We start from the raw sequence: 21,599 nt of genomic DNA, 5'->3' as shown, positions 1-21,599 counted from the left end.
ACTCACGCGAGCAGCCGGGCGAGCGAACGCGCGCACCGTTCGATCCCCCCGGTCATCTCCGACAGGCCGGCACCCGAACTGGCCACCACCCCGGCGACCAGCTCGCCCTCGACCGAGCGCACCGGCACCGCCAGGCAGCTCGTTCCCCGGTGCAGCTCCCCGCTCTGCGTGGCGAACCCAGCAGCACGGACGCCGGCCAGGCAGGCGTCGAGCTGATCCGGCCGGGTCACCGTCGCGGGCGTGAACCGGGTCAGCCGGGACGGCGGCAGCAGGTCCCGCCACTCGGGCTGCTCGGCCAGCAACAGCCGCCCCGCCGCCGTCGCGTGCAGGTGCCGCTCCACCAGCTCGGGTCCTGCAGCGGCAGGTCCGGGTCGATGTCGGCCACCCGCAGTGACGTCGCCGTGTACAGCGCCGTTCCACCAGCACCTGTTCTCCGCCCGGCTGGACATGGCCGTGGACGGCGTGGCGAACACGGTGCACGAGGTGGACGCCGTCCGGGTGCCGACGTCGCCGGAGAACCCCTACGGCAACGCGTTCACCCGCACGACTCCTCGATCAACAAGCGGGCGACGTTCTCGACCAAGAGCCTGTGGGTGACCGCCTACGACCCGGCCGAGCGGTACCCGGCCGGCGACTTCGTCAACATGCACCCCGGCGATGGCGGGCTGCCCGCGTTCGTCGCCGACAACGCCCCGGTGGAGAACACCGACGTCGTCCTGTGGCACACCTTCGGGCTGACGCACTTCCCGCGCCCGGAGGACTGGCCGGTCATGCCCACCGACTACTCCGGGTTCACCCTCGGGCCGGTCGGCTCCTTCGACAAGAACCCAGCGCTCGGCGTCCCGAGGCCCACGTCGTCGCACTGCGCGGCGGAGAAGGGCCACCGCTCGTGACCGCCGCCGCCCTCCGGCGTCCCTGACGTCACGGAGCTGGTGCTCTGCTCACCCGGGGTGAGCAGAGCACCAGCTGGCGGGCGTCTCCGGTCAAGCGACCGCGGGCGCCTGCACCAGCGAGGCCATCAGCGCCTCGACCGGCTGCGGCCGGCCGAACAGCCAGCCCTGCGCCAGCGGGCAGCCCAGCTCGGTCAGCAGCCGCGCCTGCTCCTCGGTCTCCACGCCCTCGGCGACGAGCGTCAGCTCGAGCGCCTCGGCCAGCGACACCGCGCTGCCCAGCAGCCGGGCCCGCCGGGTGGAGGTGGTGATCGCCGAGATGAAGGAGTTGTCCAGCTTCAGGTGGTCGGCGGGCAGGGTGTCGAGCCGGGACAGCGCCGAGTAGCCGGTGCCGAAGTCGTCGATCGCCACCTGCAGGCCGTGGGAGCGCAGCACGTGCAGTGCGCCCACCGACCGGGTCGACTCCGCCTCGACCAGGCTCTCGGTCACCTCGATCACGGTGCGCTCGGCCCGCCAGCCGGTCCGCGCCAGCATCTCGAGCACCCTGCGCGGAAAATCCGGGTCGTCCAACTGCAGACCGGACACGTTGACGGTCAGGAACAGGTCCCGGCCGGTCCTCTCGCGCAGCTCCCGGGCAGATCGGCACGCCGTCTCCGCGACGAACGCCCCCAGCGGGCCGATCAGCCCCTCACGCTCGGCCACCGGCACAAACTCCGCCGGCGACACCGGGCCGCGCCCGGCGTGCGTCCAGCGCACCAGCGCCTCGACGCCGATGACCGACCGGTCGGCCAGGGTGACGATCGGCTGGAAGTGCACGGCCAATCCACCGGCAACCGGGTCTGCCAGCGCCGCGGCGAGGTCGCCGGCTAGCGGGCTGAGCCCACCGGCATCCAGCTCCCCGTACCCGCGACCGCGCGACTTCACCCGGTACAGGGCGGAGTCCGCCCGCCGCATCAGCCCGGCCGGTGAGTCGCCCGGCTGGAGCGCGGCAACGCCCACCGAGGTGCGCACCCGCGGGAGGACCGCCCGCATCCGCTCGACGGCTGCCAGGGCCGCGTCGCCGTCCAGCCCCGGCAGCAGCAGCGCGAACTCGTCCCCACCGTGCCGGGCCAGCACCGCACCCGCCGGCAGCAGCGGGGTCCAGGTGGCGGCCACCGAGCGCAGCAGCTCGTCGCCGGCGGCGTGCCCGTGGGTGTCGTTCACCGCCTTGAAGTGGTCGAGGTCGAACAGCGCCGCCGACAGCGGCTCGCCGCTGCGGACCGCCGTACGAACGGCGGCATCCAGCAGCTCGTCGAAGCCGCGCCGGTTCACCAGCCCGGTCAGCGCGTCCTCACCGGCGCTGGCGGCCCGGCTGGCCAGCACGCCGACCGCTCCGGCGGAGCCGATGACCAGCACCGCCAGGACGGTGGCCGGACCGGTCTCCACATCCCCCCGCTGCGCGACGACCAGCGCGCCGATCACCAGCACCTCGCCGATGAAGCCGACGGCCCACAGCAGCGGGAAGAAGAGGAAGGAGTCCATCGCGACGAAGGCCATCAGCGCCAGCACGGCCACCGCACCGCTGGCGGTGGGGGCGGACACGGCGAAGACCCCGATGCCGACGACGCCCGCGGCGAGCAGCACCTGGTAGAAGATCCGCGGCACCCGGCTGCCCCACCGCATGATCGCCAGCCCGGCCACGGTGGTGAGCGGCGCGAGCGCGATGAGCCCAGGGGCGAAGTGGTGCAGCCAGTCCGGTGAGGTCAGCACCAGCAACACCGCTGCCACCCCGCCCAGGGCGGTCAGCAGCCCGGCGGTGCGCGCGACCACGCGAGGCGTGGCCACCTCGGGCGCCATCCGGCTGATCCGCATGCACATCTCATCGTGCACAACCGGATTCGACCGCAGTCTTGCCGGACAGGTCGTGCCCCGTTCGGGGGGGGATCCCGGACCACACCACCGGGGCCGTGCTCCCCCGCTCGTCGCGTCAGCGAGACTGCCGGGCGTGGACTTCGAGGCCTTCTACCTGCCGCTCGGCGACAACCGCTTCTCCCCCACCCGGGCCACCGAGAGCCCCTGGGACACCGGTGCCCAGCACGGCGGGCCGCCGTCGGCGCTGCTGGCGCACCTCGCGGTTGGCGTCACCGGCGAGGGGCTCCGCGCGGCACGGGTCAGCGTCGACTTCTTCGGGGCCATCCCCCGCCGCGAGCTCACCGTCGAGGTCTCCGCGGTCCGCCCCGGCCGGCGGATCGCCCTCACCGAGGCCACGATGACCGTCGAGGGGCGCACCGTCGCCGTCGCCCGGGTCTGGTCGATCGCGACCGGTCCGACCCCGCCGGTGGTCACCGAGCTCAGCCCGCCGCCCGCCGTCCCCGAGGCGTCCGACCAGTTCCTGCCCCACCTCCCGGACTGGGGCTACGGGCAGGCGCTCGACTGGCGCTACACCGCCGGCTCACCCGACCAGGCCGGCCCGGCCGACGTCTGGACCCGGGTCCGCGTCCCGCTCATCGCCGACCAGGAGCTCACCGGCCCGGACCGCACGCTGATCGCTGCCGACGCGGCCAACGGCATCTCCGCGGAGCTGCCGATCGACAGCTGGCTCTCCATCCCGCCGGGGATGACCACCCACCTCACCCGCGAGCCGGACGGCGAGTGGGTGCACCTGTCCTGCCGGACGTCGATCGCCGCCGACGGCATCGGCCTGTGCCTCGGCACGCTGTCCGACGCCTCCGGTGAGATCGGCCAGGTCTCCCAGCCGCTCCTCGTCCGCGAACGCTGACCCGGCCGGGGGACGCGCGCCAGCGACTGCCCCGCCGAGTGGACGACGTCGGTTATCGTCGGGCAGTTCCTGGAACTCGTGTGTAACAACCTGCGGCCGGTCGCACCGGTGGAGCAAGGCGGCACGCCCGATCCCGCCAGCAGAGGTCATGTTCCGCACCCGCCCAACCGGCAACGAGCTCATCCAGCAGGCCGGGTTCTCCTACTTCCCGCTCGCCTTCATCGCGCGGCTGCCGTACGCGATGATCACCGTCGGCGTGCTCACCCTCGTGGTCGCCGAGCGCGGCTCGGTCACCCTCGGTGGCCTGAACTCCGCCGCCGCCGGCCTGGGCACCGCCGTCGTCGGTCCGCTGCTCGGCGCGGCCGCCGACCGGTTCGGCCAGCGCCGGGTGCTGGTCCCGGTGGGCCTGGTCAACGCGACCCTGCTCGGCGCGTTCCCGTTCGTCGTCGCCAGCACCCTGCCGGCCTTCGCGCTGCTCGCGCTGTCGGTGCTGATCGGCGCCTCCGCGCCGCAGATCGCGCCGATGTCCCGCACCCGGCTGGTCGCCATCATCCGGCGGGCGATCTCGCCGAACCGGCGCGAGAAGGTGCTCAACTCGACGATGGCCTACGAGTCGGCCGCCGACGAGACGGTCTTCATCGTCGGCCCGTTCCTCGTCGGGCTGCTCGCCACCGCCGTCGCGCCCTGGCTGGCGATCGCCGGCGCCGCGGTGCTGACCCTCGTCTTCGTCACCGGCTTCGCCCTGCACCCGACCGGGCGTCTGCAGATCGGCACCTCCGGGCAGGCCGGCGCCCAGGCGCCCGCCCGGGAACTGGTCCGGTTCCCGCTGCTCACGGTGGTGGCCGGCACGCTGGGCGTCGGGCTCTTCTTCGGCGCCACGCTCACCTCCCTCACCGGCTTCCTCGCCGACGACGGCAACGGCGACCGGGCCGGGCTGCTCTACGGCGTCATGGGCATCGGCTCGGCCGCGCTGGCCCTGGGCTCGGCGGCGTTCCCGGTCCGGTTCAGCCTGCGGGCCCGGTGGCTGGCGTTCGGGTCGCTGATGCTCGCCGCCGCCGTCCTGTTCGCCTCCGCCCGGTCGGTGCCGGTGCTGCTGCTCGCCCTCGCGGTGCTCGGCTGCGGCATCGGCCCGACCCTGGTCAGCCAGTTCAGCCTCGCCGCCCGGTTCAGCCCGGTGGGCCGTTCGGCGACCACCATGACGATGCTGGGCTCCGCGGTCGTCGTCGGCCAGGCTCTCGCATCGGCGGTCGCCGGGTTCGTCGTCGACCGGTTCGGGTCGGCGACCGGGCTCCTGCTCCCCGCCGTCGCCGCGGGGCTCGTGGTGGCCGCCGGAGTCGCCCACACCGCGTCGACGTCCCGCCACCGCGAGCCGGAGCCGGTTCCCGCCTGATCCGCACAGGCGCCGCCCGGTTCCGCCGGAGTCGGGGTGCCGGTCAGGGTCCTCCCTGATGATCTCCGGGCGCCCCGGCCCTAACGTCGGCTGCGCCGGGACCGCCCCGGAGCCCGCGCACCGAGAGGCGCAGCCATGCAGGCGATCACCCAGCACACCTACGGATCCGCCGACACCCTCATGCTCCAGGACGTCGACGCCCCTGTCCCCGCTGCCGGCCAGGTGCTGGTCCGGGTCCACGCCGCCTCGGTCAACGCGGCCGACTGGCACGTCATGCGCGGTGACCCACGGATCGCCCGGCTCGTCCTCGGGCTGCGCCGGCCGAAGGCCCGCATCCGCGGCCGCGACGTGGCCGGGGTCGTGGCGGCCGTCGGTGCCGACGTCACGCACGTGCAGCCCGGCGACGAGGTGTACGGCGAGACCGGGACGGCCGAGGGCGCGTTCGCGGAGTTCGCCTGCCTGCCCGCCGGTCAGGTGGCACCGAAGCCGGCCGGCCTGATCTTCGAGCAGGCGGCGGCCATGCCGCTGGCGGGGTGCACCGCCCTGGAGGGCCTCCGCGACCACGCACGCCTGGCGCCCGGGCAGCGGGTGCTGGTGAACGGGGCCGCCGGCGGGGTGGGCACCTTCGCCGTGCAGATCGCCCGGGCGTACGGCGCCCAGGTCACCGGCGTCTGCAGCACCCGCAACGTCGACCTGGTGCGCTCGCTCGGTGCGGACGTCGTCGACTACACCGTGGAGGACGTCACCGCGCGCCCCGAGCGCTACGACGTCGTGCTGGACCTGGTCGCCAACCGGAGGCTGCGGGACCTGCGCAGCCTGCTGACCGGCACCGGGACCCTGCTCCTGGCCGGCGGCGGTGTGTGGGACGGCGGGAGCCTGCTCGGCCCCATCAGGCTCATCGCGACCGGCGCCGTCGTCGGACGTCTCCTGCGCCAGCGGATCGTCCCCTACACCGCGACCCCGACCACCGAACGGCTCACGGCGCTGGCCGGGCTCGCCGAGTCCGGAGCGGTCCGCCCGGTCGTCGACCGCACCTACGAGCTGGCGGAGGTCCCCGAGGCGATCCGCCACGTCGAGACCGGCCACGCCCGCGCCAAGACCGTCGTCGTTCTGCCCTGACCCTCCCCTGGGAGGGCGCCCCGCAGGCGGCAGCGCCCCGGCTCCGCGAGGGAGCCGGGGCGCTCGGGGCGGGATCAGGCGCGGGTCGCGCCGCCACCCGAGGGGGTGGCCCGGTCCGTGCGCTCGTCGTGCGCGACCGGCTGGGTGACGTTCGGCTGCCCGACCACGTTCGGCCGGTGGTCGCCATGCTCCTGCTGGTCGCCGTCGGCCTGGGGGTCCTCCTCGGCCCGGTGCCGGCCGTCGGTGCGCTGCAGGTCCCGGTCGGACAGCCCCGGCGCCAGCTTCTCTGCCTTCGCGCGCAGCTGCTGGGCGGCGGAGCGGTCCTCGTTCGCGCGGCCGGCGTGCTCCTGCGCCTCGCGCTCGGCCAGCGCCAGCCGCTCCTCGGCCTCGGCGCGTTCCCGCCGGGTGCGGGCCAGCTGCTCGTCGGCGAGCGCCTGCTCCTGGTCCGCGCGCGCCTGGCGGATCTGCGCCTCGCGCAGGGCCTCACGCGCCTGGTCGGCCTTCCGCGCCTTGGCCGCCTTGCTGCGGCGGGCCGCGGCGAAGGCGACGAGCGCCAGCAGCACGACGGCTGCGATCACGATGACGACGACGGCCCACGTGGGCATGGCCGGTCTCCTCTGTCTCGGGGGACCGGGACCTGCCCGGGCGACACGCCCGGGAAACGGCGCGCCGGGTCAGGTCGGTGTGCGCAACGGTGCCGAGCGCAGCACCCGCCGGCGGTGCTCCTGGACGACGACGAGCGACCCGCCGCGCGCCGTCCCGCTGAGCGCCTCGAACACCGCCGGGTCCAGCAGGGCCGTCTCGGTGCGCCCCCGCACCCCGGTCTGCTGCTCGGCCCGGGCCACCTGCGCCTGCAGTGCCGCCCGGGCGAGCTCGCGCTCGACGTCGTCCGCCCGCGGGGAGACGACGGTGCAGGCGAGCACGCTGCCCTCCTGCCGGGCCGCGTCCCGCAGCGCACGGACCAGTTCTGCCGCACCGCCCGTGGCCCCGTCGAGCACCACGAGGAGGCGGGCGCGCTCGCGACGGGAGACCCGGCTGCCGACCACCTCTGCTGACGTCATGGCCAGGAGGGTGAACGGCACCACGACCGCCCGGTAAGGGTCCACCGTCGTTCCGAGACCGCCACGAACCCGTGAGAGCGCGGACATCGACGCCGCGTGGTCAGTCGGCCACGCAGAGCCAGCGGTCAGACGCCGAGGTGGGCCAGCGCCTGGGTCAGCAGGGCGCTCTGTCCGTTGGCCAGCTCGGCGAGCACCGTGGGCTCGCGCACCTCGTCGGGGCTGAACCAGGTCAGCTCGAGCGCGTCCTGCTGCGGGGCGCAGTCACCCTCCACCGGCACCACGTAGGCCAGCGACACCGCGTGCTGCCGCGGGTCGTGGAACGGGGTGACGCCGGGGGTCGGGAAGTACTCGGCGATGGTGAACGGCTGCGGCGCGGCCGGCACCCGCGGCAGCGCCAGCGGGCCGAGGTCCTTCTCCAGGTGCCGCAGCAGCGCCGAGCGGACCCGCTCGTGGTACAGCACCCGGCCCGACACCAGCGCCCGCTTCACCTGGCCGTCCTCGCCGATGCGCAGCAGCAGCCCGACCGAGGTGACGACGCCGTGGTCGTCGACCCGCACCGGCACCGCGTCGACGTAGAGGATCGGCAGCCGTTCCCGGGCGGCGTCCATCTCCTCCCGGGACAGCCAGCTGGAATCGGAGCTCGTCACCTCGGTCATGCCTGCCTGTCTATCCGACGCCGGCGGACCCGGCACGCAGCGGGGCGGTGCCGTCACTCACGTCGGTGAGCAGAAATGGCCATGATGGCGCCCCTGCAGGGCGCCATCATGGCCATTCTGGCGGGCTGGGGTCAGCGGTCGCTGTCGTCGGCTCCGGCGAGGACGGCGTCGGCTGCGGGCCGGGGGCCGGGCACCTGCGCGGCCGTGTCCGTGCTGCGGGACCCCGTCCCGTACAGCCCCGCCTCGTAGGAGCCGGTGAGCAGCGCCTCCAGCTCGCCGGTGTCCAGCGTCGGCTCGATCAGCTCGGGGGCGGCCGGCGCGCCGTCCCGGGCCGGGAAGATCGCCCGCAGGGTCCGCGGCAGCCGGCGCGCGCGCCGGCGGGCGGCCTTGCGCGCCGCCTCCTCGCGCTGGGCCATCTCCCGCTCGAGGATCTCCCGCGCCATCCGGTCGGTCTCGGCGGCGACGACGAGGTCGGCGCGGGCCCGCTGCGCCCGCTGCCGGCCGTTCACCCGGATCTTCTCCGCCTCGATCTCCTCCTCGTCGCGCACCTCCAGCAGCCGGTCGTAGGCGCTGGGCGGGGAGAAGTTGAGCATCACCTTGACCAGCACCGGCAGCACCTCGATGCAGAGGAACAGCAGGAACAGCATCAGGTGCGCGGTGCCGATCATCGGCCGCTCCTCGCCGAGCCGGTCCATCGCCTCCAGCCGGGCCAGGATGCCGTCGCTCTCGCCGTTCTCCGCGTCGAAGGCGGCCTGCTCGGCGTTGCGCGCATCGGTCAGCCGGGTGAGCTCCGCGGAGTCGGCGGCCAGGTCGGTCCGGGCCAGCGCGATCCCGCGGGCGTCGGCGCTGGCGGCCTCCTCGGCGGCCGTCGTCCGGGTCTGCTGCAGCGCGGCGTCGGCGTCGTCCAGCTCGGCCTTGGCGCGGTCGCGCACGGTGGCCTGCTGGGCGGCGGCGGCCGCGGCGGAGAAGTAGGCGTCGCCGGTGCCGGGGCGGCCGGAGCCGCAGGTGCCGTCCAGCTCGCACTGCGCCTTGGCCTGCAGCTCGTCGTACCGGGCGACGGCGGCGTCGTACGCGGCGCGCTTGGTGTCCCGCTCGGCCTGCGCGGCGACGACGGTGGGGGCGGCGTTCGGGTCGGCGGTGCGCCCACCGGCGAGCACCGCCTGCGACTCGGCGATCCGCTCGGACAACACGGGGATCTGCGCGTACCGCTCGTCGGCGTCCAGTGCGGCGCTGAACTCCTGCGCCGCCTCGGCCTGCATCGTGACGACCGTCGCGTCGATCTCCTTGCTGAACACCTGCAGCGTCAGCGGGGTGGAGATGACCGTGCCCAGCACCAGGGCGAGCGCCACGCGCGGCAGCGCCATCGCCACGTTCCGCTTCCAGGACGGGTCGTGGGACATGCCGGTGAGCAGCATCCGGTCCAGGTTGAGGATCACCAGCCCCCAGCCGAGGCCGATCGCCGCCGCGAGGGCCCACCAGGCGCCCAGGGTCATGTGGACGGCGAACGCCGCCGACAGCGCGGCCAGTGCGGCCGTGCTCACCAGCACGCCGCCGAGGGCGACCTGCCGGGCGCGGGCGCCGGGGGCGACACGCAGGACGTCGAGCCGGGCGCCGCCGAGCACGGCCAGCCGGTCGCCGAAACGGGTGCGGGTGCGCACTGGGTGGTTCCTTCCGCCGGGATCTCCTCCCCGCTATCGGTCGCCCACGACCGGTCCGGTACCGCCGCGGCCGGCGGCGGCCGTTGTGGCCTGCGCCGCTGCCCGGTCACATCCGGCTCATCCGGCCCACCCGTGCCGCAGGAGGTCGCACCCGGCGCGCCGGCCGCCGAGAACCCCCGCATGAGCACCATCGATCACGCACTCGAGGCGGACGCGCTCGACAGCTGGATCTCCGACCTGTCCGGCGGCGCCCGGTCCATGCGCCGGCTGCGCCAGCGGCTGGGCGCGGAGGGCAACCTGGTCGCTGACCCCTGCCCCGCCTGCCAGCGGCCGGCCACCGAGGACTTCTCGCACACCGGCCACTGGATCGCCGACCCGACGGACTGAACCCCGACCGGATCGGCTGCCCGGACGGGTCAACCCGGCTGCCCTGATGGTGAGCCGTGCCACGGCACGGCTCACCATCAGATGGCGCGGCTCAACCCGCACGGCGCCAGGGGTCAGTCGGTCAGGACGACGGGCGCCAGCCCAGCGCCGGGCCGAGGTGCTGGGCGGTGTCGGTGAGGATCTGCACGTAGTCGGCGGGCTCGAAGCTGAACGGCAGCGCGAACACCACCTCGGACACCTCGCGGAACCCGGCGTGCGCGTACAGCTGCTCGGCGATCTGCTCCGAGGTCCCGATCAGGTCGGGGGCGAACATCATCCGCGCCGGCCCCTGCGGCGACGCCGTCCGCGGCAACCGGGCCTCGACGTAGGCGGCGTACCTGGCCCGCTGCTCGGGCGTCGCCGAGTCGGTGGGGATGACCACCAGCCCCTGCGACAACCGGCCCGCCGGGTTGGCCGCCCGGAACGCCTGCACCTGCGCGGCCTGCTCGGTAGCGAAGTCCTCGGTCTGCTCGGCCTTGACCACCGACGAGGTGAGGAAGTGCAGCCCCTGCTCCCCCGCCCACTGCGCCGAACGCAGCGACCCGCCGCCGTACCAGACCCGCGAGGCCAGCCCGGGCGAGTGCGGCTGCACCCGGTCCGACCACTCCTCGACCATGCCCTCCCGGCCGGCGAACGACGACGCCGGCTCGCCGGCGAGGAAGCGCACCAGCCGGGACACCCGCTCGTAGGAGAGGTCCTCCAGCTCGGCGGTGTCCGGGTAGAGCGCCGCCTTGACGTCGTCCCAGTGCATCGGCGGGCCGACGCTGACGCCGGGGTTGAGCCGCCCGCCGGACAGGACGTCGACGGTGGCCAGGTCCTCGGCCAGCCGCAGCGGGTTCTCCCAGCCCAGCGGGGTCACCGCGGTGCCCAGCGCGATCCGGGAGGTGCGCTGGGTGGCCGCGGCGAGCACGGCGACCGGTGAGGAGATGCCGTACTGCAGGTGCCGGTGGCGCAGCCAGGCGCTGTCGAAGCCCAGCTGCTCCCCGAGCTCGATGACCTGCAACGTCGTCTCGTGGCCGGGGCCGGGGTCGGCGCCGTCGAACAGGCCGATGGTCAGGAAGCCGAGCTGCTGCAGCGGGTCACCGGGTGCGGGCATGCCCCGATCCTGCCCGGTGGCCACAGGAGGGGGGTCACCGCCGGCCCGCCCTGGTACGGGCGGGCCGGCGGGAGTCCGTCAGACGGCCATCCCGCTGCAGGCCGACGAGCAGTTGACCTGCCAGATCCGCGGCGCCAGTGACGCGAGCAGCGAGGACCGCACCAGCCGCATCCCGTTCGGGCCGGCAACCTCGGTCGGCCGGGCCGCCACCGACGTCGGCGTCGCGGTGGAGGTCGGCGTGCTGCCGGCCGAGGTCGGCGCCGACCCACCGGACTGGGGGTCCACCGCCGTCAGCGCCGCGGACAGCGTGGCGGAGGTGGTGCGGTCGGGGGCGTAGACGGTGACGTCGTAGGTGCCCGCGACCAGGCCGGGTGCGGTGAACACCAGCCGGGTCGCCGACGCACTGGTCACCGCCGCCGACTGGGTGCCGCCGACGACGACCATCGCACCCGTCGGGATCGCCGTGCCGGTGATGGTCACCGACGTGCCGCCGTCGGTGCTGACCTGCGCCGGGCTGATCGACGTCAGCCCGAACGGCCCGGTCGGCGGGTACTCCTTGCTGCCGCCGTCCGCCGGCGACGACGGCGCGGAGGCCGAGGACGTCGGGCTGCTGGCCGGCGGGGGCGCGGTCGAGGTGCCGGTCGGCCCAGCGGTGCCGGTCGGGACCGACGAGCCGGTCGGCGTCGGCGCCGCCGTGCCCGAGCCACCGGAAGTCGGGGCGGCCGGAGCCGAGGAGGTGGGCGACGAGGTGACCTGCGGAGCGGTCGGCGCCGGCGCCTGGCCGGTCGGCGTCGCGATCGGCGAGGCCGACGACGACGGGGCAGCGCCACCGGAGCTCCCCGAGCCGGACGAGGTCGGGGCGGCCGTCGCGCCGGGGGACGGCGCGACCGTGCTCCCGGAGGTCGGCGTCGCCGTCGGCGCCGTCGGGCCGTCCGCGGGAGCCTGGGAGGTCGGGGCGGCCGAGGTCGGTGCCGCCGAGGTCGGCGCGGCCGACGGAGGGGTGGCGGCGGCGGTGGCGACCAGCAGCGGCGCGGCGTACCGCCGCCCGGCCGCGGCACCGTCCCGGTAGAGCTGCACGGTCAGCACGTACCGCCCGGCGCCGAGCTCGGTCGACGGGCTCAGCACCTGCGGCCCGGCGCTGGCGCGGGTGCCCAGGTCGAAGGCCACCTCGCCGCTGTCGTCGGTGGTGGCCACCGTGCCGCCGAGGTCGACCGGGTGCCCGGCGACGGCCATGACCTCGCCCTGGTGCTCCAGGCCCAGCCCGAAGCGCACGCTGTAGGCGCCGGCCGGGGTCGAGCCGTCGACGACGACCTGCGGGGTGACCGTGCCCGGCGTGGTCCGCATGCCGGTGAAGGAGAACCGCACGTCGTCGGCGGTGGCCCCCAGTTCGGTCAGGGACAGCCGCCCGCCCGTCACCGAGCGCCCTGCATAGGCCGGGGACAGCACCACGTCCTCGAGCACCGCGGCCTTGATCTCGGCCGCGGAGGCAGTGGGCATCTGGGCCTTGTACAGCGCGATCGCGGCGGCGACGTGCGGCGCGGCGATCGAGGTGCCGGACGACAACCTGTAGCCCCCGTCGTTCCACACGACGGCGACCTTGTTGCCGGGGGCGAAGAGGTCCACCGACGTCGCCCCGTACGCCGAGGAGTCGCTGACCGTGTCCGCGGCGGTGTGGGAGCCGACCGTGATGATGTTGCTGTCGGGCAGGCTCGCCGGGTACAGGATGTCGACGTCCCGGTCCAGTGCGTCGTTGCCTGCGGCGGCCACCACGAGGACACCGTTCGCGGCGGCGTAGGCGATGGCAGACCGGAGTTGCGTCAATGGCTCGCCGGAGAACTCGCCACCCCAGCTCGCGTTGATCACGTCGGCACCGTGGTCCACGGCGTACCGGATGGCCTGGGCGCCGAGGATGGCGTCCACCCCCCCTTCCGAGCCGATCACCAGGGGCATCACCTGCACGTCCGGGGCGACTCCGATGGTCCCCACACCGTTCCCGGCACGGGCGGCAACGACGCCGGAGACGCTGGTGCCGTGGCTGCCGCCCGCACCGTTGTCCACGTCGGCGGTGTTGGTGTGGAAGTTCCAGCCGTGGCAGTCCCCGGCCTTGCCGTTGCCGTCCGTGTCGACGGAACCGCACACCTCACTGGGGTTCGTCCACAGCGCCCCGGCCAGGTCGGGGTGGTCGGAGTCGTAACCGGTGTCCAGGACGGCGACCACCATCCCGCGACCGGTGCCGGCCGCCCACCCGGCGGATGCGTCGATGTCGATGCCGGGGACGGCCGTCTGCTGGTAGGCGTTCGCGCCGGTGTTCTCCAGGTTCCAGCCGTACAGGTCGTAGTAGGGGTCCACTGAGCCCAGCACCGGAACACTCGGGGAGAGCTCTGCGCCGGTGATCCCGGGTACGGCTTCCAGGGCCTCCGGGGCGAGCCCCTGGGTGGCGACGAAGCCGGAGCCGTCGTGCAGGACCTGCACGTTCACGACACCCTGGACGGCGGACACGGCCTCGAGGGTCGCGGCGCTCACCGGCCCGCCCTCGCCGGTCAGCACGAACCGGGTGAGGCCGTCCCCGCCTCCCCAGCCGTCGGCCTCGGCCAGCGGCTCGACCCCGTCGGCCAGCGCCAGGTGGTCGATGGCCGCGGCCCCGCCGAAACCGAGCACCGCCGCCACACCGGCGGCGAGCAGCCGTCGTCCGGTCCGGCGCCGCGGGGGCGCGGCGGGGCGGCGCACGGCGCGCCCGTCGGCTCGCTGGGGGTCCATTCGGGTGCCTCCTGGTCGGGACCGCGCAGGTCCCGGACGGGGACTGCCTGGCTGGTATCGACCGGGACCGGGGAGAGCTGGATGACCCGGACGGGTGAGAACCCCTCCACCCTGGGGATGACCCCGGCGGCGTGTCCCCCCGACCTCGGGCTGATCTTCGCCGCCGGGCCCGGAAATGGCTGTCCGGCGGGCGCCCGCCCGCCCTACCGTGCTGGCGTCCGAACCATCGCCGAGCGCGAGAAGGTGCGCCATGACCGCCGCGGTCCTCCCCCGCCCTGCGGCCGCCCGGACCCCCGACCCCACCCGCCTGCCGAGCACCGCCGCCGTCGCCTACCAGCGCGTGCTGCACGGGCTCGCCCGCCGCGAGCTGCGGCTGCTCGCCGAGCTGACCTCCTGGGCGCCGGCCGACGACACCGCCCGCGCCGCCGAGCTGGCCGGCCACGCCGACCTGGTCGCGCGCGTCGTCGTGCAGCACCACGCCACCGAGCGCGACCTGCTCTGGCCGCTGCTGCTCACCGGCCTCCCCGACGAGGCGCGCGCGGACGCCCGCGCCGAGGTGCACGCCTGGTCCACCCGGGCCACGCTGATCGACCAGCTGCTGCGGGACCTGACCACCGCCGGCCGCGGGTGGGCCGCCGCCGGCGGCGACCGGGCCCAGGAGGTCTTCGCCGGGGCCTGCACCCGACTGGCCGCCGCGGTCGGCGTGCACACCGCCGCCGAGGAGCGGGCCCTGCTGCCGCTGGTGGCCGCCCACCTCACCTCCGCGGACTGGGCGGCGATCAGCCGGGCCGCGGGCAACCCGCTGTCCGGCCGGGAGCAGATGCTCGTGCTGGGCCTGGCCCTGGAGGACGCCTGCGCCGGCGACCGGGCCCGGCTGATGGTGGGGCTGCCCCGCGCGGCGCGGACCGCGTGGCGGCTGTTCGGCCGCCGGGACTTCCGCGCCGCCGTCGTCCGGCTGCGCGGCGCCCCACCCGCCGCCTGACCTCCCCCGCCTCCCGTCTCCCGCCAGAATGGCCATTCTGGCGGGAGGTGGCGGGTCAGGAGGCCGGGGCGGCGCCGAGCAGGGTGCGGGTCATCGCGTTGCGGGTGTCCAGCAGCTCGTCGAGGGCGGCGGTCAGGTCGTCCGCGGAGACCGCGATCGCCCCCTCCCCGACCCGGTCGGCGGCGAAGAGCGCGGCCCGGCGGATCAGCTCCTTGAGGAACGACGCGGTGACCCCCTCGGTGCGGGCGAGGACGTCGTCGAGCCCGCTGGTGTCCATCGCCAGGTCACCCCGGTAGAGGTCGAACAGCGCTCGCCGGGCGGCCCGGTCGGGCAGCGTCAGCTCCACCGCCTGGTCGACCCGGCCCGGCCGCGCGGCGAGCGCCGGCTCCAGCAGGTCGGCGCGGTTGGTGGTGAGCAGGAAGACGACGTCGGCGTCCTCGGCCAGCCCGTCCATCTCGTTGAGCAGCTGGAACAGCAGCGGGTGCTGGCCGGGGTGCAGGCCGCGGTCCTCGGCGATGAGGTCGACGTCCTCGACCACGACCATCGCCGGCTGCAACGCCCGCGCCACCGAGCAGGCCTCGGCGATCAGGTGCAGCGCGTTGCCGGTCAGCTGGACGACGGTGGTGTCGGTCAGCCGCCCGACCAGGTACCGCACGGTGTGCGTCTTGCCGACCCCGGGCGGCCCGTAGAGCAGCAGCCCGCGCTTGAGGTGCTGGCCGGCGGCGAGCAGCCGGGTCTTGTGCCGGGCGACGTCGACCACCTGCCGGTCGATCACCGCCATCGTCGCCGGGTCGAGCACCAGCTGGTCGGCGGCCAGCCGGGGCCGGGGGTGGAACTGCAGCAGCGTCTGCCCGTGCCCGAAGACCTCCTGGCCGAAGGAGAGCACCTGCCGGCGGAACACGTTGTGCTCGTCGGCGGCGGCCCGGATGCCACGCAGGGCGGCGGCCGCGGCCGGGTCGGCGCCCAGCGCCTGCACCGACACCTGGGCCAGCCCGCTCTCCGGCTCGGCTCCGCGGACCAGCAGGGCGGTGCGGGTGTCGCCCTCGGTCACCAGGACGACGGCGCAGCGCAGGCACGGGCGCGTGGCGCCGTCCGGCCCGGCCGGCAGGTTGACCGTGGCGGCGGTGCCCGGCCGCGGCCCGTGCGGGCCGAGATCGGCGTGCCCGATGAGCTCGGCCAGCCCGAAGTGGTGGTGCCGGAAGCCCAGCACGCCGACCACCTCGCTGCTGCGCCCCGGCTGCGCCAGCCAGGCGTCCAGCCCGGCCTGCACGTTGACGTGCTCGTACCCGGGCCAGGTCTCCTCGGCCACCTCGCCACCGGTGCCCGCCCCCAGGTGCCCGGCCAGCAGCGAGGCGAAGGTGACCCGGTCGTCGGCCCGGGCCGCCTGGGTGACCGCCCGCACGCCGCGCCGGGCCAGCTTGCCGAGGTCGGCGAGCTCGAGCGGGCGCCCGTCCGGAGGCGCGGGCGCGACCGGGTCACCCATCGGCGAGTAGCTGGCCCATCCACGCTGCACTGCGCCACCTCCGGCTCCCCCGGGCCGGCTGCCCGGTCGGTCGCGCGGAGCCTGCCAGGACCAGCGCCGCCACGACACCCCTTTCCGGACGGCGCCGTTGCGTAGCAGATCGCGGCTCGTCACGGGCGCCGGCGAGCGGCCGGCTGTGGGTGGCCGACGCCCTGTGGACGGCGGCCACCCGGCCGGGGCGCGGAGCCACGGTGGACGCATGCCGACCACACCGCCGAGCACGCCGCCGACCCAGCTCCCCGTCCGCTCGACCGCCGACCTGACCCGCCGCTGGGCCACGGTGCTGGAGCCGCCCCGGTTCGACACCCGCAGCTGCTGGCTCACCTGGTTCGACGGCCGTGGGCGGATGCTGCCGGTGGTCCTCCCGGTGGACGACGTGCCGGTGCGGCCCGAGCCCCCGGCGCTGGCGCACCTGCTGGCGCTGCACGAGACGGTGACCGGTCAGTCCACCGACGACCTCACGCACCTGGCGGTGGCGTTGTGCCGCCCCGGCCCCGCGACGGTGACCGACGCGGACCGGGAGTGGGCCGACGCGCTGGACGAGGGGCTCGCCGACCGTGTCGACGCCACGTGGAGCCTGCACGTGGCAGCCGCCGGCACGGTGTGGCCGCTGCTCGAACCGCCGCCGTGGACGTGGCGCTGACCGCCGGGCAACGCGGTGTGTCGCCCGCAACCGGACCGGGCACCACCGCTGCGACCACCCCGACCGCGAGGAGACCCGTGCCCGACCAGTTCACGTTCGCCGACCCGACCACCATGTACCGCACCGACGGCTTCCCCGAGCAGAGCCAGGACGCCCCCGGCCTCGCCCAGGACCTGGCACCCACCGCCGACCACGGCGAGACCAGCTACCGGGGCACCGGGCGGCTCACCGGCCGCAAGGCGCTGGTCACCGGCGCCGACTCCGGCATCGGCCGGGCCGCGGCGATCGCCTTCGCCCGCGAGGGCGCCGACGTCGTCCTGAACTACCTGCCCAGCGAGCAGGCCGACGCCGAGCAGGTCGCCGCGCTGGTGGAGGAGGCCGGCCGGAAGGCGGTGCTCGCCCCGTCGGACATCTCCGAGGAGACCGCCGCCCGGCAGCTGGTGCGCACCGCGCTGGAGGCCCTGGGCGGGCTGGACATCGTGGCGAACATCGCCGGCAAGCAGACCTTCGTCGACGACCTGGCCGACGTCACCAGCGAGCAGTTCGACGCGACGTTCAAGACCAACGTCTACGCGCTGTTCTGGATCGTGCAGGAGGCGCTGCCGCACCTGCCGGCCGGCGCCACGATCATCAACACCAGCTCGATCCAGGCCTACCAGCCCTCCCCCGGGCTGGTCGACTACGCCACCACCAAGGCTGCCATCAACACGATGAGCAAGGCGCTGGCCCAGCAGCTCGCGCCGAAGGGGATCCGGGTCAACGTGGTGGCCCCCGGCCCGTTCTGGACGCCGCTGCAGGCCTCGGGCGGCCAGCCGACCGAGGCGCTGCCGGAGTTCGGCCAGGAGACCCCGCTCGGCCGCGCCGGCCAGCCGGCCGAGCTCGGCCCGGCCTACGTGTTCCTCGCCTCCCCGGAGTCCAGCTACACGACCGGCGCGACCCTCCACGTCAACGGTGGGATGCCGACGCCGTGACGTCCGCCGACCGGACCCGGCGCCGTCCGCACCTGCACTGGGGTGGGGACGGCGCCGGGTCCGGCGGTGACCCGAGCGCCGTCGACGAGCGGGACGCCGCCGGCTACGCCGACCTGCGCTCCTACGCCGCCGTCGGGGACGGGCGCACCATCGCGCTGGTCGCCCGCGACGGCCGGGTCGACTGGCTGCCGCTGCCGGCGATGGACGCCGCACCGGTCTTCGGCGCGCTGCTCGACGCGGAGAACGGCGGGTGCATCGAGCTGTGCCCGGTCGAGGAGTTCACCGTCAGCCGTGAGTACGTCCCCTCCACCAACGTGCTCACCACCACCTTCACCACCGCCTCGGGCTCGGTACGGGTCACCGACGCGATGAACACCGGGGTGGCCGGCCGGCTGCCGTGGGCGGAGTTCGCCCGCCGGGTCGAGGGGCTGACCGGCTCGGTGCGGATGCGCGCCGCCGTGGTGCCGGGCACCTGCATGAACACGGCCGCGCCGTGGGTCTCCGCGACGGCGAACGGTCCGGTGCTGCGGGTGGCGGCGCTGACCCTGGCCGTGCGCACCCTGGCGCCCGACGAGGTCGACGTCGTCGAGGACCGGCGGATCGAGGTCGGCTACACGACCACCCCCGGCTCGCGGCACCTGCTCGCCGTCGTCGCCACCGAGGACGAGCCGCTGTTCCTGCCCCCGGCGGAGCTGATCGACGAGGGCATCGACCGCACCGTGGGGAACTGGGCCACCTGGTGCCGCACCTTCGACTGGGACGGCCCGTGGGAGACCGCCGTGCAGCGGAGCGCGCTGATGCTCAAGCTGCTGATCCACGCCCCCAGCGGGGCGATGGTCGCCGCGGCCACCACCTCGGTGCCGGAGTCGCTGGCCGGCGGGAAGAACTGGGACTACCGGTACGCGTGGGTGCGCGACTCGGCGTACGCGCTGACCGCGCTGTTCCGCTTCGGCCTGCGCGAGGAGACCCACGGCGCGATCAGCTGGCTGGCTGCTGTCGACCATCCGCCGACACGGTCCGGAGCCGGTGGTCTGCTACTCCCTGGCCGGCGAGCCGATCCGCCCGGCTGCCTTCCGGGACGTCCCCGGCTGGCGCGGCATCGGGCCGGTGGTCAGCGGCAACACCGCGATCCAGCAGCTCCAGCTGGGGCCCTACGGCGACCTGTTCGCGATCGTCTCCCTCTACGTGGAGAACGGGAACGTGCTCGACGCCGAGACCGGCCGGCTGCTGGCCGGCATCGCCGACCTGGCCTGCGACCGCTGGCAGAGCCGCGACTCGGGCATGTGGGAGCTGCCCGAGGCCCGGCACTACACGACCTCCAAGCTCGGCGCCTGGGTCGCGCTGAGCAGGGCGGTGGAGCTGGCCGAGTCCGGGCACATCCCCGGCGACCCCGCCCGCTGGCGCAGCGAGGCCGGGCGGATCCGGCGGTGGATCGACGAGCACGCCTGGTCCGAGGAGCGGGGTGCCTACGTCTGGTACCCGGGAAGCGAGCAGCTGGACGCCTCGATCCTGCTGCACGCCATCAGCGGGTTCGACCGCGGCGAGCGGATGCGCCGCACGCTGGACGCGCTGCGCGAGGAACTCGGCGACGGCCCCCACCTGTACCGGTACAGCGGGGCCGACGCCGACGAGGGCACCTTCCTCGCCTGCTCGTTCTGGATGGTCTCCGCGCTGGCGCTGTGCGGGCGGGTGGAGGAGGCGGTCGACCTGATGGAGGAGCTCATGGGCGCCGCCAACGACGTCGGCCTGCTCACCGAGATGCTCGACCCGCGCACCGGCGACCTGCTGGGCAACCTCCCGCAGGCGCTGTCCCACCTGGCCCTGGTCAACGCCGCCATCACCGTCTCCGAGCACCGCGGGTCCGGCGGCTGAGCGCCCGCCGGTCCTGCCCCCGCACCCCCGGGGTGGCAGGGTCGTCGGTCAGGGCGTCCACCGGGGAACCACGAGGGACGACGACGGGAGGGCCAGGGTGCAACCGACGGGCCGGCTGATCGGCGGCCGCTACCAGCTGACCTCCCTGATCGCGACCGGCGGCATGGGCCAGGTGTGGCAGGCGCGGGACACCGTGCTGAACCGGGACGTCGCGGTGAAGGTGCTGCGCAGCGAGTTCACCGGCGACCCCACGTTCCTCGCCCGGTTCCGCAGCGAGGCCCAGCTGTCGGCCGGGCTGGTGCACCCCAACATCGCCACCCTCTTCGACTACGGCGAGGTCGTCCCTCAGCACCCGGGCGAGGAGCACCTGGCCTACCTGGTCATGGAGCTCGTCCGCGGCGAGTCGCTGTCCCAGCTGCTGCACCGCCGGGGCCGGCTCGACCCCGACCGCACCCTCGACGTCCTCCGGCAGTGCGCCGCCGGGCTGGCCGCCGCGCACGCCGGCGGCGTGGTGCACCGCGACGTGAAGCCCGGCAACGTGCTGCTCGGTGCCGACGGCACGGTCAAGCTCACCGACTTCGGCGTTGCCCTCTCCGCGGCGAGCGTGTCCCTCACCCAGACCGGCCAGGTCATCGGCACGGCGCACTACCTCTCCCCCGAGCAGGCGCAGGGCTCGCGGGCCACCCCGGCCAGCGACGTCTACGCCCTGGGCCTCGTCGGCTACGAGTGCCTCGCCGGGCACCGGCCGTTCGACGCGGAGAGCTCGGTGCAGGTGGCGCTGATGCAGATCCGGGACACCCCGGCGCCGCTGCCGGGCGACGTCCCCGAGCCGCTCCGCGCGCTCATCGCGGCCGCGACGGCCAAGGACCCGGCGCAGCGCATCGCCGACGGCGCCGCCTTCCGGGACGCCGTCGACGACGTCCGCGCCGGCCGGCCGCTGTCCGGACCGGCCGCCGACCGCACCACCGTGCTGCCCACCGCCACCACCGACGAGACGGCGGTCCTGCCACCGGCCGGCCCGGGGCCGACGCCCCGCTCGACGCCGGCCACCCGGGTGTTCGCCGCCCCGGTGCCCCCTGGCGGGTCCGGTGGCGGCGCCCGCCCGGCCGGGGCCACCGCCGGTGCCCGCCCCGACGGACCGGGCCGCGGCACGCGCCCGGCGGCAGCCCCCGGACCGCGGCGGCGCAGGCAGCTGGTCGCCGCCGCCGTGGCGCTGCTGGCCGTGGCCGCGCTCGTCTTCGGCGTCGTGCAGTTCACCGACCGCTCCGCGACCGGCGACGCCGACCCCTCTCCCTCGCCGACCCCCGGAGCCGACACCTCCGCACCGGAGACGACCGGGGCACAGACCCCGGAGACCGTCACCGTCGCCGCCGCCGACCTCGTCGGCCGGCCGGTCGACGACGTGCAGGCGGAGCTGAACGAACGGGGCCTGGCGGTGGAGCTGGTCCCCCGCCGGACCGCCGACGTCAGCCCCGGCCAGGTCGTCTCGGTGTCCCCGACCGGCGAGCTGCGCGCCGGCAGCACGGTGACCGTCGCGTACGCCACCGCGCCGCCGGCGGCCTCCACGCCGACCAGCAGGCCGAGCACCACACCGACCACCCCGACCACCACCCCGACGCCGTCGACCGGCGGCGACGAGGACCAGGCCGACGAGGACGAAGCCGACGAGGACGAACCCGACGAGGACGAGCCCGGGAACGGCGGCGGGAACGGCGGCGGGAACGGCGGCGGCGGGGAGGACGACGGCGGGAACGGCTGACCACGGCACCACCCCGGGCAGCCCGGGTCGGCACCGTGC

At 75.4% G+C, this 21,599-nt stretch carries 21 protein-coding genes and 2 pseudogenes; 13 read left to right on the top strand and 10 right to left on the bottom strand.

From position 1 onward, the window contains the following. Nucleotides 1-2: 2 nt before the first annotated feature. On the bottom strand, nucleotides 3-341 hold the full coding sequence (locus ACI79Y_RS00750; protein ID WP_457156655.1) for an IclR family transcriptional regulator domain-containing protein: 339 nt from the start codon (nucleotides 339-341) through the stop codon (nucleotides 3-5). Nucleotides 342-447: 106 nt separating this feature from the next. Here ACI79Y_RS00750 and ACI79Y_RS00745 point away from each other — a divergent pair, with 106 nt between their 5' ends. Both ACI79Y_RS00745 and ACI79Y_RS00740 read left to right on the top strand, forming a co-directional pair. After that, on the top strand, nucleotides 448-597 hold the full coding sequence (locus ACI79Y_RS00745; protein WP_457156710.1) for a hypothetical protein: 150 nt from the start codon (nucleotides 448-450) through the stop codon (nucleotides 595-597). Beyond that, on the top strand, nucleotides 594-893 hold the full coding sequence (locus ACI79Y_RS00740) for a copper amine oxidase (protein ID WP_457156654.1): 300 nt from the start codon (nucleotides 594-596) through the stop codon (nucleotides 891-893). Before ACI79Y_RS00745 ends, ACI79Y_RS00740 begins: the two co-directional genes overlap by 4 nt. A gap of 90 nt (nucleotides 894-983) precedes the next feature. Here the strand turns inward: ACI79Y_RS00740 and ACI79Y_RS00735 are convergent, their stop codons facing one another. Then, entirely contained in the window at nucleotides 984-2,759 is a 1,776-nt protein-coding gene (locus ACI79Y_RS00735; RefSeq protein ID WP_457156653.1) for a putative bifunctional diguanylate cyclase/phosphodiesterase, read from the bottom strand. A gap of 115 nt (nucleotides 2,760-2,874) precedes the next feature. Between ACI79Y_RS00735 and ACI79Y_RS00730 the strand changes: the two genes are divergently transcribed. The 3 genes from ACI79Y_RS00730 to ACI79Y_RS00720 all read left to right on the top strand — a co-directional run bounded on the left by ACI79Y_RS00730 (nucleotide 2,875) and on the right by ACI79Y_RS00720 (nucleotide 6,157). Further along, a complete protein-coding gene (locus ACI79Y_RS00730; RefSeq protein ID WP_457156652.1) occupies nucleotides 2,875-3,648 on the top strand; it encodes a thioesterase family protein in 774 nt (257 codons plus the stop codon). A 148-nt stretch (nucleotides 3,649-3,796) separates the two neighbouring features. Beyond that, the gene (locus ACI79Y_RS00725) at nucleotides 3,797-5,038 is read left to right on the top strand and encodes an MFS transporter (RefSeq protein ID WP_457156651.1); all 1,242 of its coding nucleotides are present in this window, start codon (nucleotides 3,797-3,799) and stop codon (nucleotides 5,036-5,038) included. A gap of 135 nt (nucleotides 5,039-5,173) precedes the next feature. Continuing rightward, nucleotides 5,174-6,157 carry an NAD(P)-dependent alcohol dehydrogenase gene (locus tag ACI79Y_RS00720; protein ID WP_457156650.1) on the top strand — a complete coding sequence of 328 codons (984 nt, stop codon included), beginning with the start codon at nucleotides 5,174-5,176 and terminating at the stop codon, nucleotides 6,155-6,157. A 74-nt stretch (nucleotides 6,158-6,231) separates the two neighbouring features. Here the strand turns inward: ACI79Y_RS00720 and ACI79Y_RS00715 are convergent, their stop codons facing one another. The 4 genes from ACI79Y_RS00715 to ACI79Y_RS00700 all read right to left on the bottom strand — a co-directional run bounded on the left by ACI79Y_RS00715 (nucleotide 6,232) and on the right by ACI79Y_RS00700 (nucleotide 9,532). Then, nucleotides 6,232-6,762 carry a hypothetical protein gene (locus ACI79Y_RS00715; protein WP_457156649.1) on the bottom strand — a complete coding sequence of 177 codons (531 nt, stop codon included), beginning with the start codon at nucleotides 6,760-6,762 and terminating at the stop codon, nucleotides 6,232-6,234. A gap of 69 nt (nucleotides 6,763-6,831) precedes the next feature. Then, nucleotides 6,832-7,218 (bottom strand): hypothetical protein, encoded by a 387-nt coding sequence (locus ACI79Y_RS00710; RefSeq protein WP_457156648.1) that lies wholly within the window; start codon nucleotides 7,216-7,218, stop codon nucleotides 6,832-6,834. A 125-nt stretch (nucleotides 7,219-7,343) separates the two neighbouring features. Next, nucleotides 7,344-7,874, bottom strand: a complete 531-nt coding sequence (locus ACI79Y_RS00705) for an NUDIX hydrolase family protein (protein ID WP_457156647.1) — start codon at nucleotides 7,872-7,874, stop codon at nucleotides 7,344-7,346. A gap of 131 nt (nucleotides 7,875-8,005) precedes the next feature. Continuing rightward, entirely contained in the window at nucleotides 8,006-9,532 is a 1,527-nt protein-coding gene (locus tag ACI79Y_RS00700; protein ID WP_457156646.1) for a DUF4407 domain-containing protein, read from the bottom strand. Between the two features lie 180 nt (nucleotides 9,533-9,712). Here ACI79Y_RS00700 and ACI79Y_RS00695 point away from each other — a divergent pair, with 180 nt between their 5' ends. Next, nucleotides 9,713-9,919, top strand: a complete 207-nt coding sequence (locus ACI79Y_RS00695; RefSeq protein WP_457156645.1) for a hypothetical protein — start codon at nucleotides 9,713-9,715, stop codon at nucleotides 9,917-9,919. Nucleotides 9,920-10,040: 121 nt separating this feature from the next. Here the strand turns inward: ACI79Y_RS00695 and ACI79Y_RS00690 are convergent, their stop codons facing one another. Then, nucleotides 10,041-11,054 carry an LLM class flavin-dependent oxidoreductase gene (locus ACI79Y_RS00690; RefSeq protein ID WP_457156644.1) on the bottom strand — a complete coding sequence of 338 codons (1,014 nt, stop codon included), beginning with the start codon at nucleotides 11,052-11,054 and terminating at the stop codon, nucleotides 10,041-10,043. 78 nt (nucleotides 11,055-11,132) lie between these two features. Next, entirely contained in the window at nucleotides 11,133-13,811 is a 2,679-nt protein-coding gene (locus ACI79Y_RS00685) for a S8 family serine peptidase (protein ID WP_457156643.1), read from the bottom strand. A gap of 250 nt (nucleotides 13,812-14,061) precedes the next feature. Here ACI79Y_RS00685 and ACI79Y_RS00680 point away from each other — a divergent pair, with 250 nt between their 5' ends. Beyond that, nucleotides 14,062-14,793, top strand: coding sequence for a hemerythrin domain-containing protein (locus tag ACI79Y_RS00680; protein WP_457156642.1), 732 nt, complete (start codon nucleotides 14,062-14,064; stop codon nucleotides 14,791-14,793). 55 nt (nucleotides 14,794-14,848) lie between these two features. Here ACI79Y_RS00680 and ACI79Y_RS00675 read toward each other — a convergent pair whose 3' ends face one another. Then, nucleotides 14,849-16,306 (bottom strand): AAA family ATPase, encoded by a 1,458-nt coding sequence (locus ACI79Y_RS00675; protein ID WP_457156641.1) that lies wholly within the window; start codon nucleotides 16,304-16,306, stop codon nucleotides 14,849-14,851. A 208-nt stretch (nucleotides 16,307-16,514) separates the two neighbouring features. Between ACI79Y_RS00675 and ACI79Y_RS00670 the strand changes: the two genes are divergently transcribed. The 3 genes and pseudogenes from ACI79Y_RS00670 to ACI79Y_RS00660 form a co-directional block, all read left to right on the top strand. Further along, the gene (locus ACI79Y_RS00670) at nucleotides 16,515-16,958 is read left to right on the top strand and encodes a hypothetical protein (protein WP_457156640.1); all 444 of its coding nucleotides are present in this window, start codon (nucleotides 16,515-16,517) and stop codon (nucleotides 16,956-16,958) included. 77 nt (nucleotides 16,959-17,035) lie between these two features. After that, nucleotides 17,036-17,929, top strand: a complete 894-nt coding sequence (locus tag ACI79Y_RS00665; protein ID WP_457156639.1) for an SDR family oxidoreductase — start codon at nucleotides 17,036-17,038, stop codon at nucleotides 17,927-17,929. Then, nucleotides 17,926-18,252, top strand: a pseudogene (locus tag ACI79Y_RS00660) (trehalase-like domain-containing protein); the annotation flags it as partial. The gene ACI79Y_RS00665 and the pseudogene ACI79Y_RS00660, both read left to right, overlap by 4 nt. A gap of 287 nt (nucleotides 18,253-18,539) precedes the next feature. Here the strand turns inward: ACI79Y_RS00660 and ACI79Y_RS00655 are convergent. Then, on the bottom strand, nucleotides 18,540-18,779 hold the full coding sequence (locus ACI79Y_RS00655) for a hypothetical protein (RefSeq protein WP_457156638.1): 240 nt from the start codon (nucleotides 18,777-18,779) through the stop codon (nucleotides 18,540-18,542). On the opposite strand from ACI79Y_RS00655, the pseudogene ACI79Y_RS00650 reads away from it, so the two are divergent. From ACI79Y_RS00650 to ACI79Y_RS00640, 3 genes and pseudogenes are all read left to right on the top strand, one after another. Then, a pseudogene (locus ACI79Y_RS00650) lies at nucleotides 18,727-18,858 on the top strand (glycoside hydrolase family 15 protein); the annotation flags it as partial. The gene ACI79Y_RS00655 and the pseudogene ACI79Y_RS00650 overlap by 53 nt on opposite strands. Before the next feature lie 97 nt (nucleotides 18,859-18,955). Continuing rightward, entirely contained in the window at nucleotides 18,956-19,801 is an 846-nt protein-coding gene (locus ACI79Y_RS00645; RefSeq protein ID WP_457156637.1) for a glycoside hydrolase family 15 protein, read from the top strand. A gap of 97 nt (nucleotides 19,802-19,898) precedes the next feature. Then, entirely contained in the window at nucleotides 19,899-21,560 is a 1,662-nt protein-coding gene (locus ACI79Y_RS00640) for a protein kinase domain-containing protein (protein ID WP_457156636.1), read from the top strand. Nucleotides 21,561-21,599 lie beyond the last annotated feature (39 nt).

This window comes from Modestobacter sp. SYSU DS0875 (assembly GCF_054050915.1).
Note: the sequence above shows the minus strand (reverse complement) of the source record. Positions and strands in the feature narration are given on the sequence as shown.

Bases quoted from the DNA above. Each gene is read 5' to 3' on its own strand.
- ACI79Y_RS00745 (WP_457156710.1), top strand. From the start codon at position 448: ATGGCCGTGGACGGCGTGGCGAACACGGTGCACGAGGTGGACGCCGTC.
- ACI79Y_RS00725 (WP_457156651.1), top strand. From the start codon at position 3,797: ATGTTCCGCACCCGCCCAACCGGCAACGAGCTCATCCAGCAGGCCGGG.
- ACI79Y_RS00720 (WP_457156650.1), top strand. From the start codon at position 5,174: ATGCAGGCGATCACCCAGCACACCTACGGATCCGCCGACACCCTCATG.
- ACI79Y_RS00715 (WP_457156649.1), bottom strand. From the start codon at position 6,762: ATGCCCACGTGGGCCGTCGTCGTCATCGTGATCGCAGCCGTCGTGCTG.
- ACI79Y_RS00710 (WP_457156648.1), bottom strand. From the start codon at position 7,218: ATGACGTCAGCAGAGGTGGTCGGCAGCCGGGTCTCCCGTCGCGAGCGC.
- ACI79Y_RS00705 (WP_457156647.1), bottom strand. From the start codon at position 7,874: ATGACCGAGGTGACGAGCTCCGATTCCAGCTGGCTGTCCCGGGAGGAG.
- ACI79Y_RS00695 (WP_457156645.1), top strand. From the start codon at position 9,713: ATGAGCACCATCGATCACGCACTCGAGGCGGACGCGCTCGACAGCTGG.
- ACI79Y_RS00690 (WP_457156644.1), bottom strand. From the start codon at position 11,054: ATGCCCGCACCCGGTGACCCGCTGCAGCAGCTCGGCTTCCTGACCATC.
- ACI79Y_RS00685 (WP_457156643.1), bottom strand. From the start codon at position 13,811: ATGGACCCCCAGCGAGCCGACGGGCGCGCCGTGCGCCGCCCCGCCGCG.
- ACI79Y_RS00680 (WP_457156642.1), top strand. From the start codon at position 14,062: ATGACCGCCGCGGTCCTCCCCCGCCCTGCGGCCGCCCGGACCCCCGAC.
- ACI79Y_RS00670 (WP_457156640.1), top strand. From the start codon at position 16,515: ATGCCGACCACACCGCCGAGCACGCCGCCGACCCAGCTCCCCGTCCGC.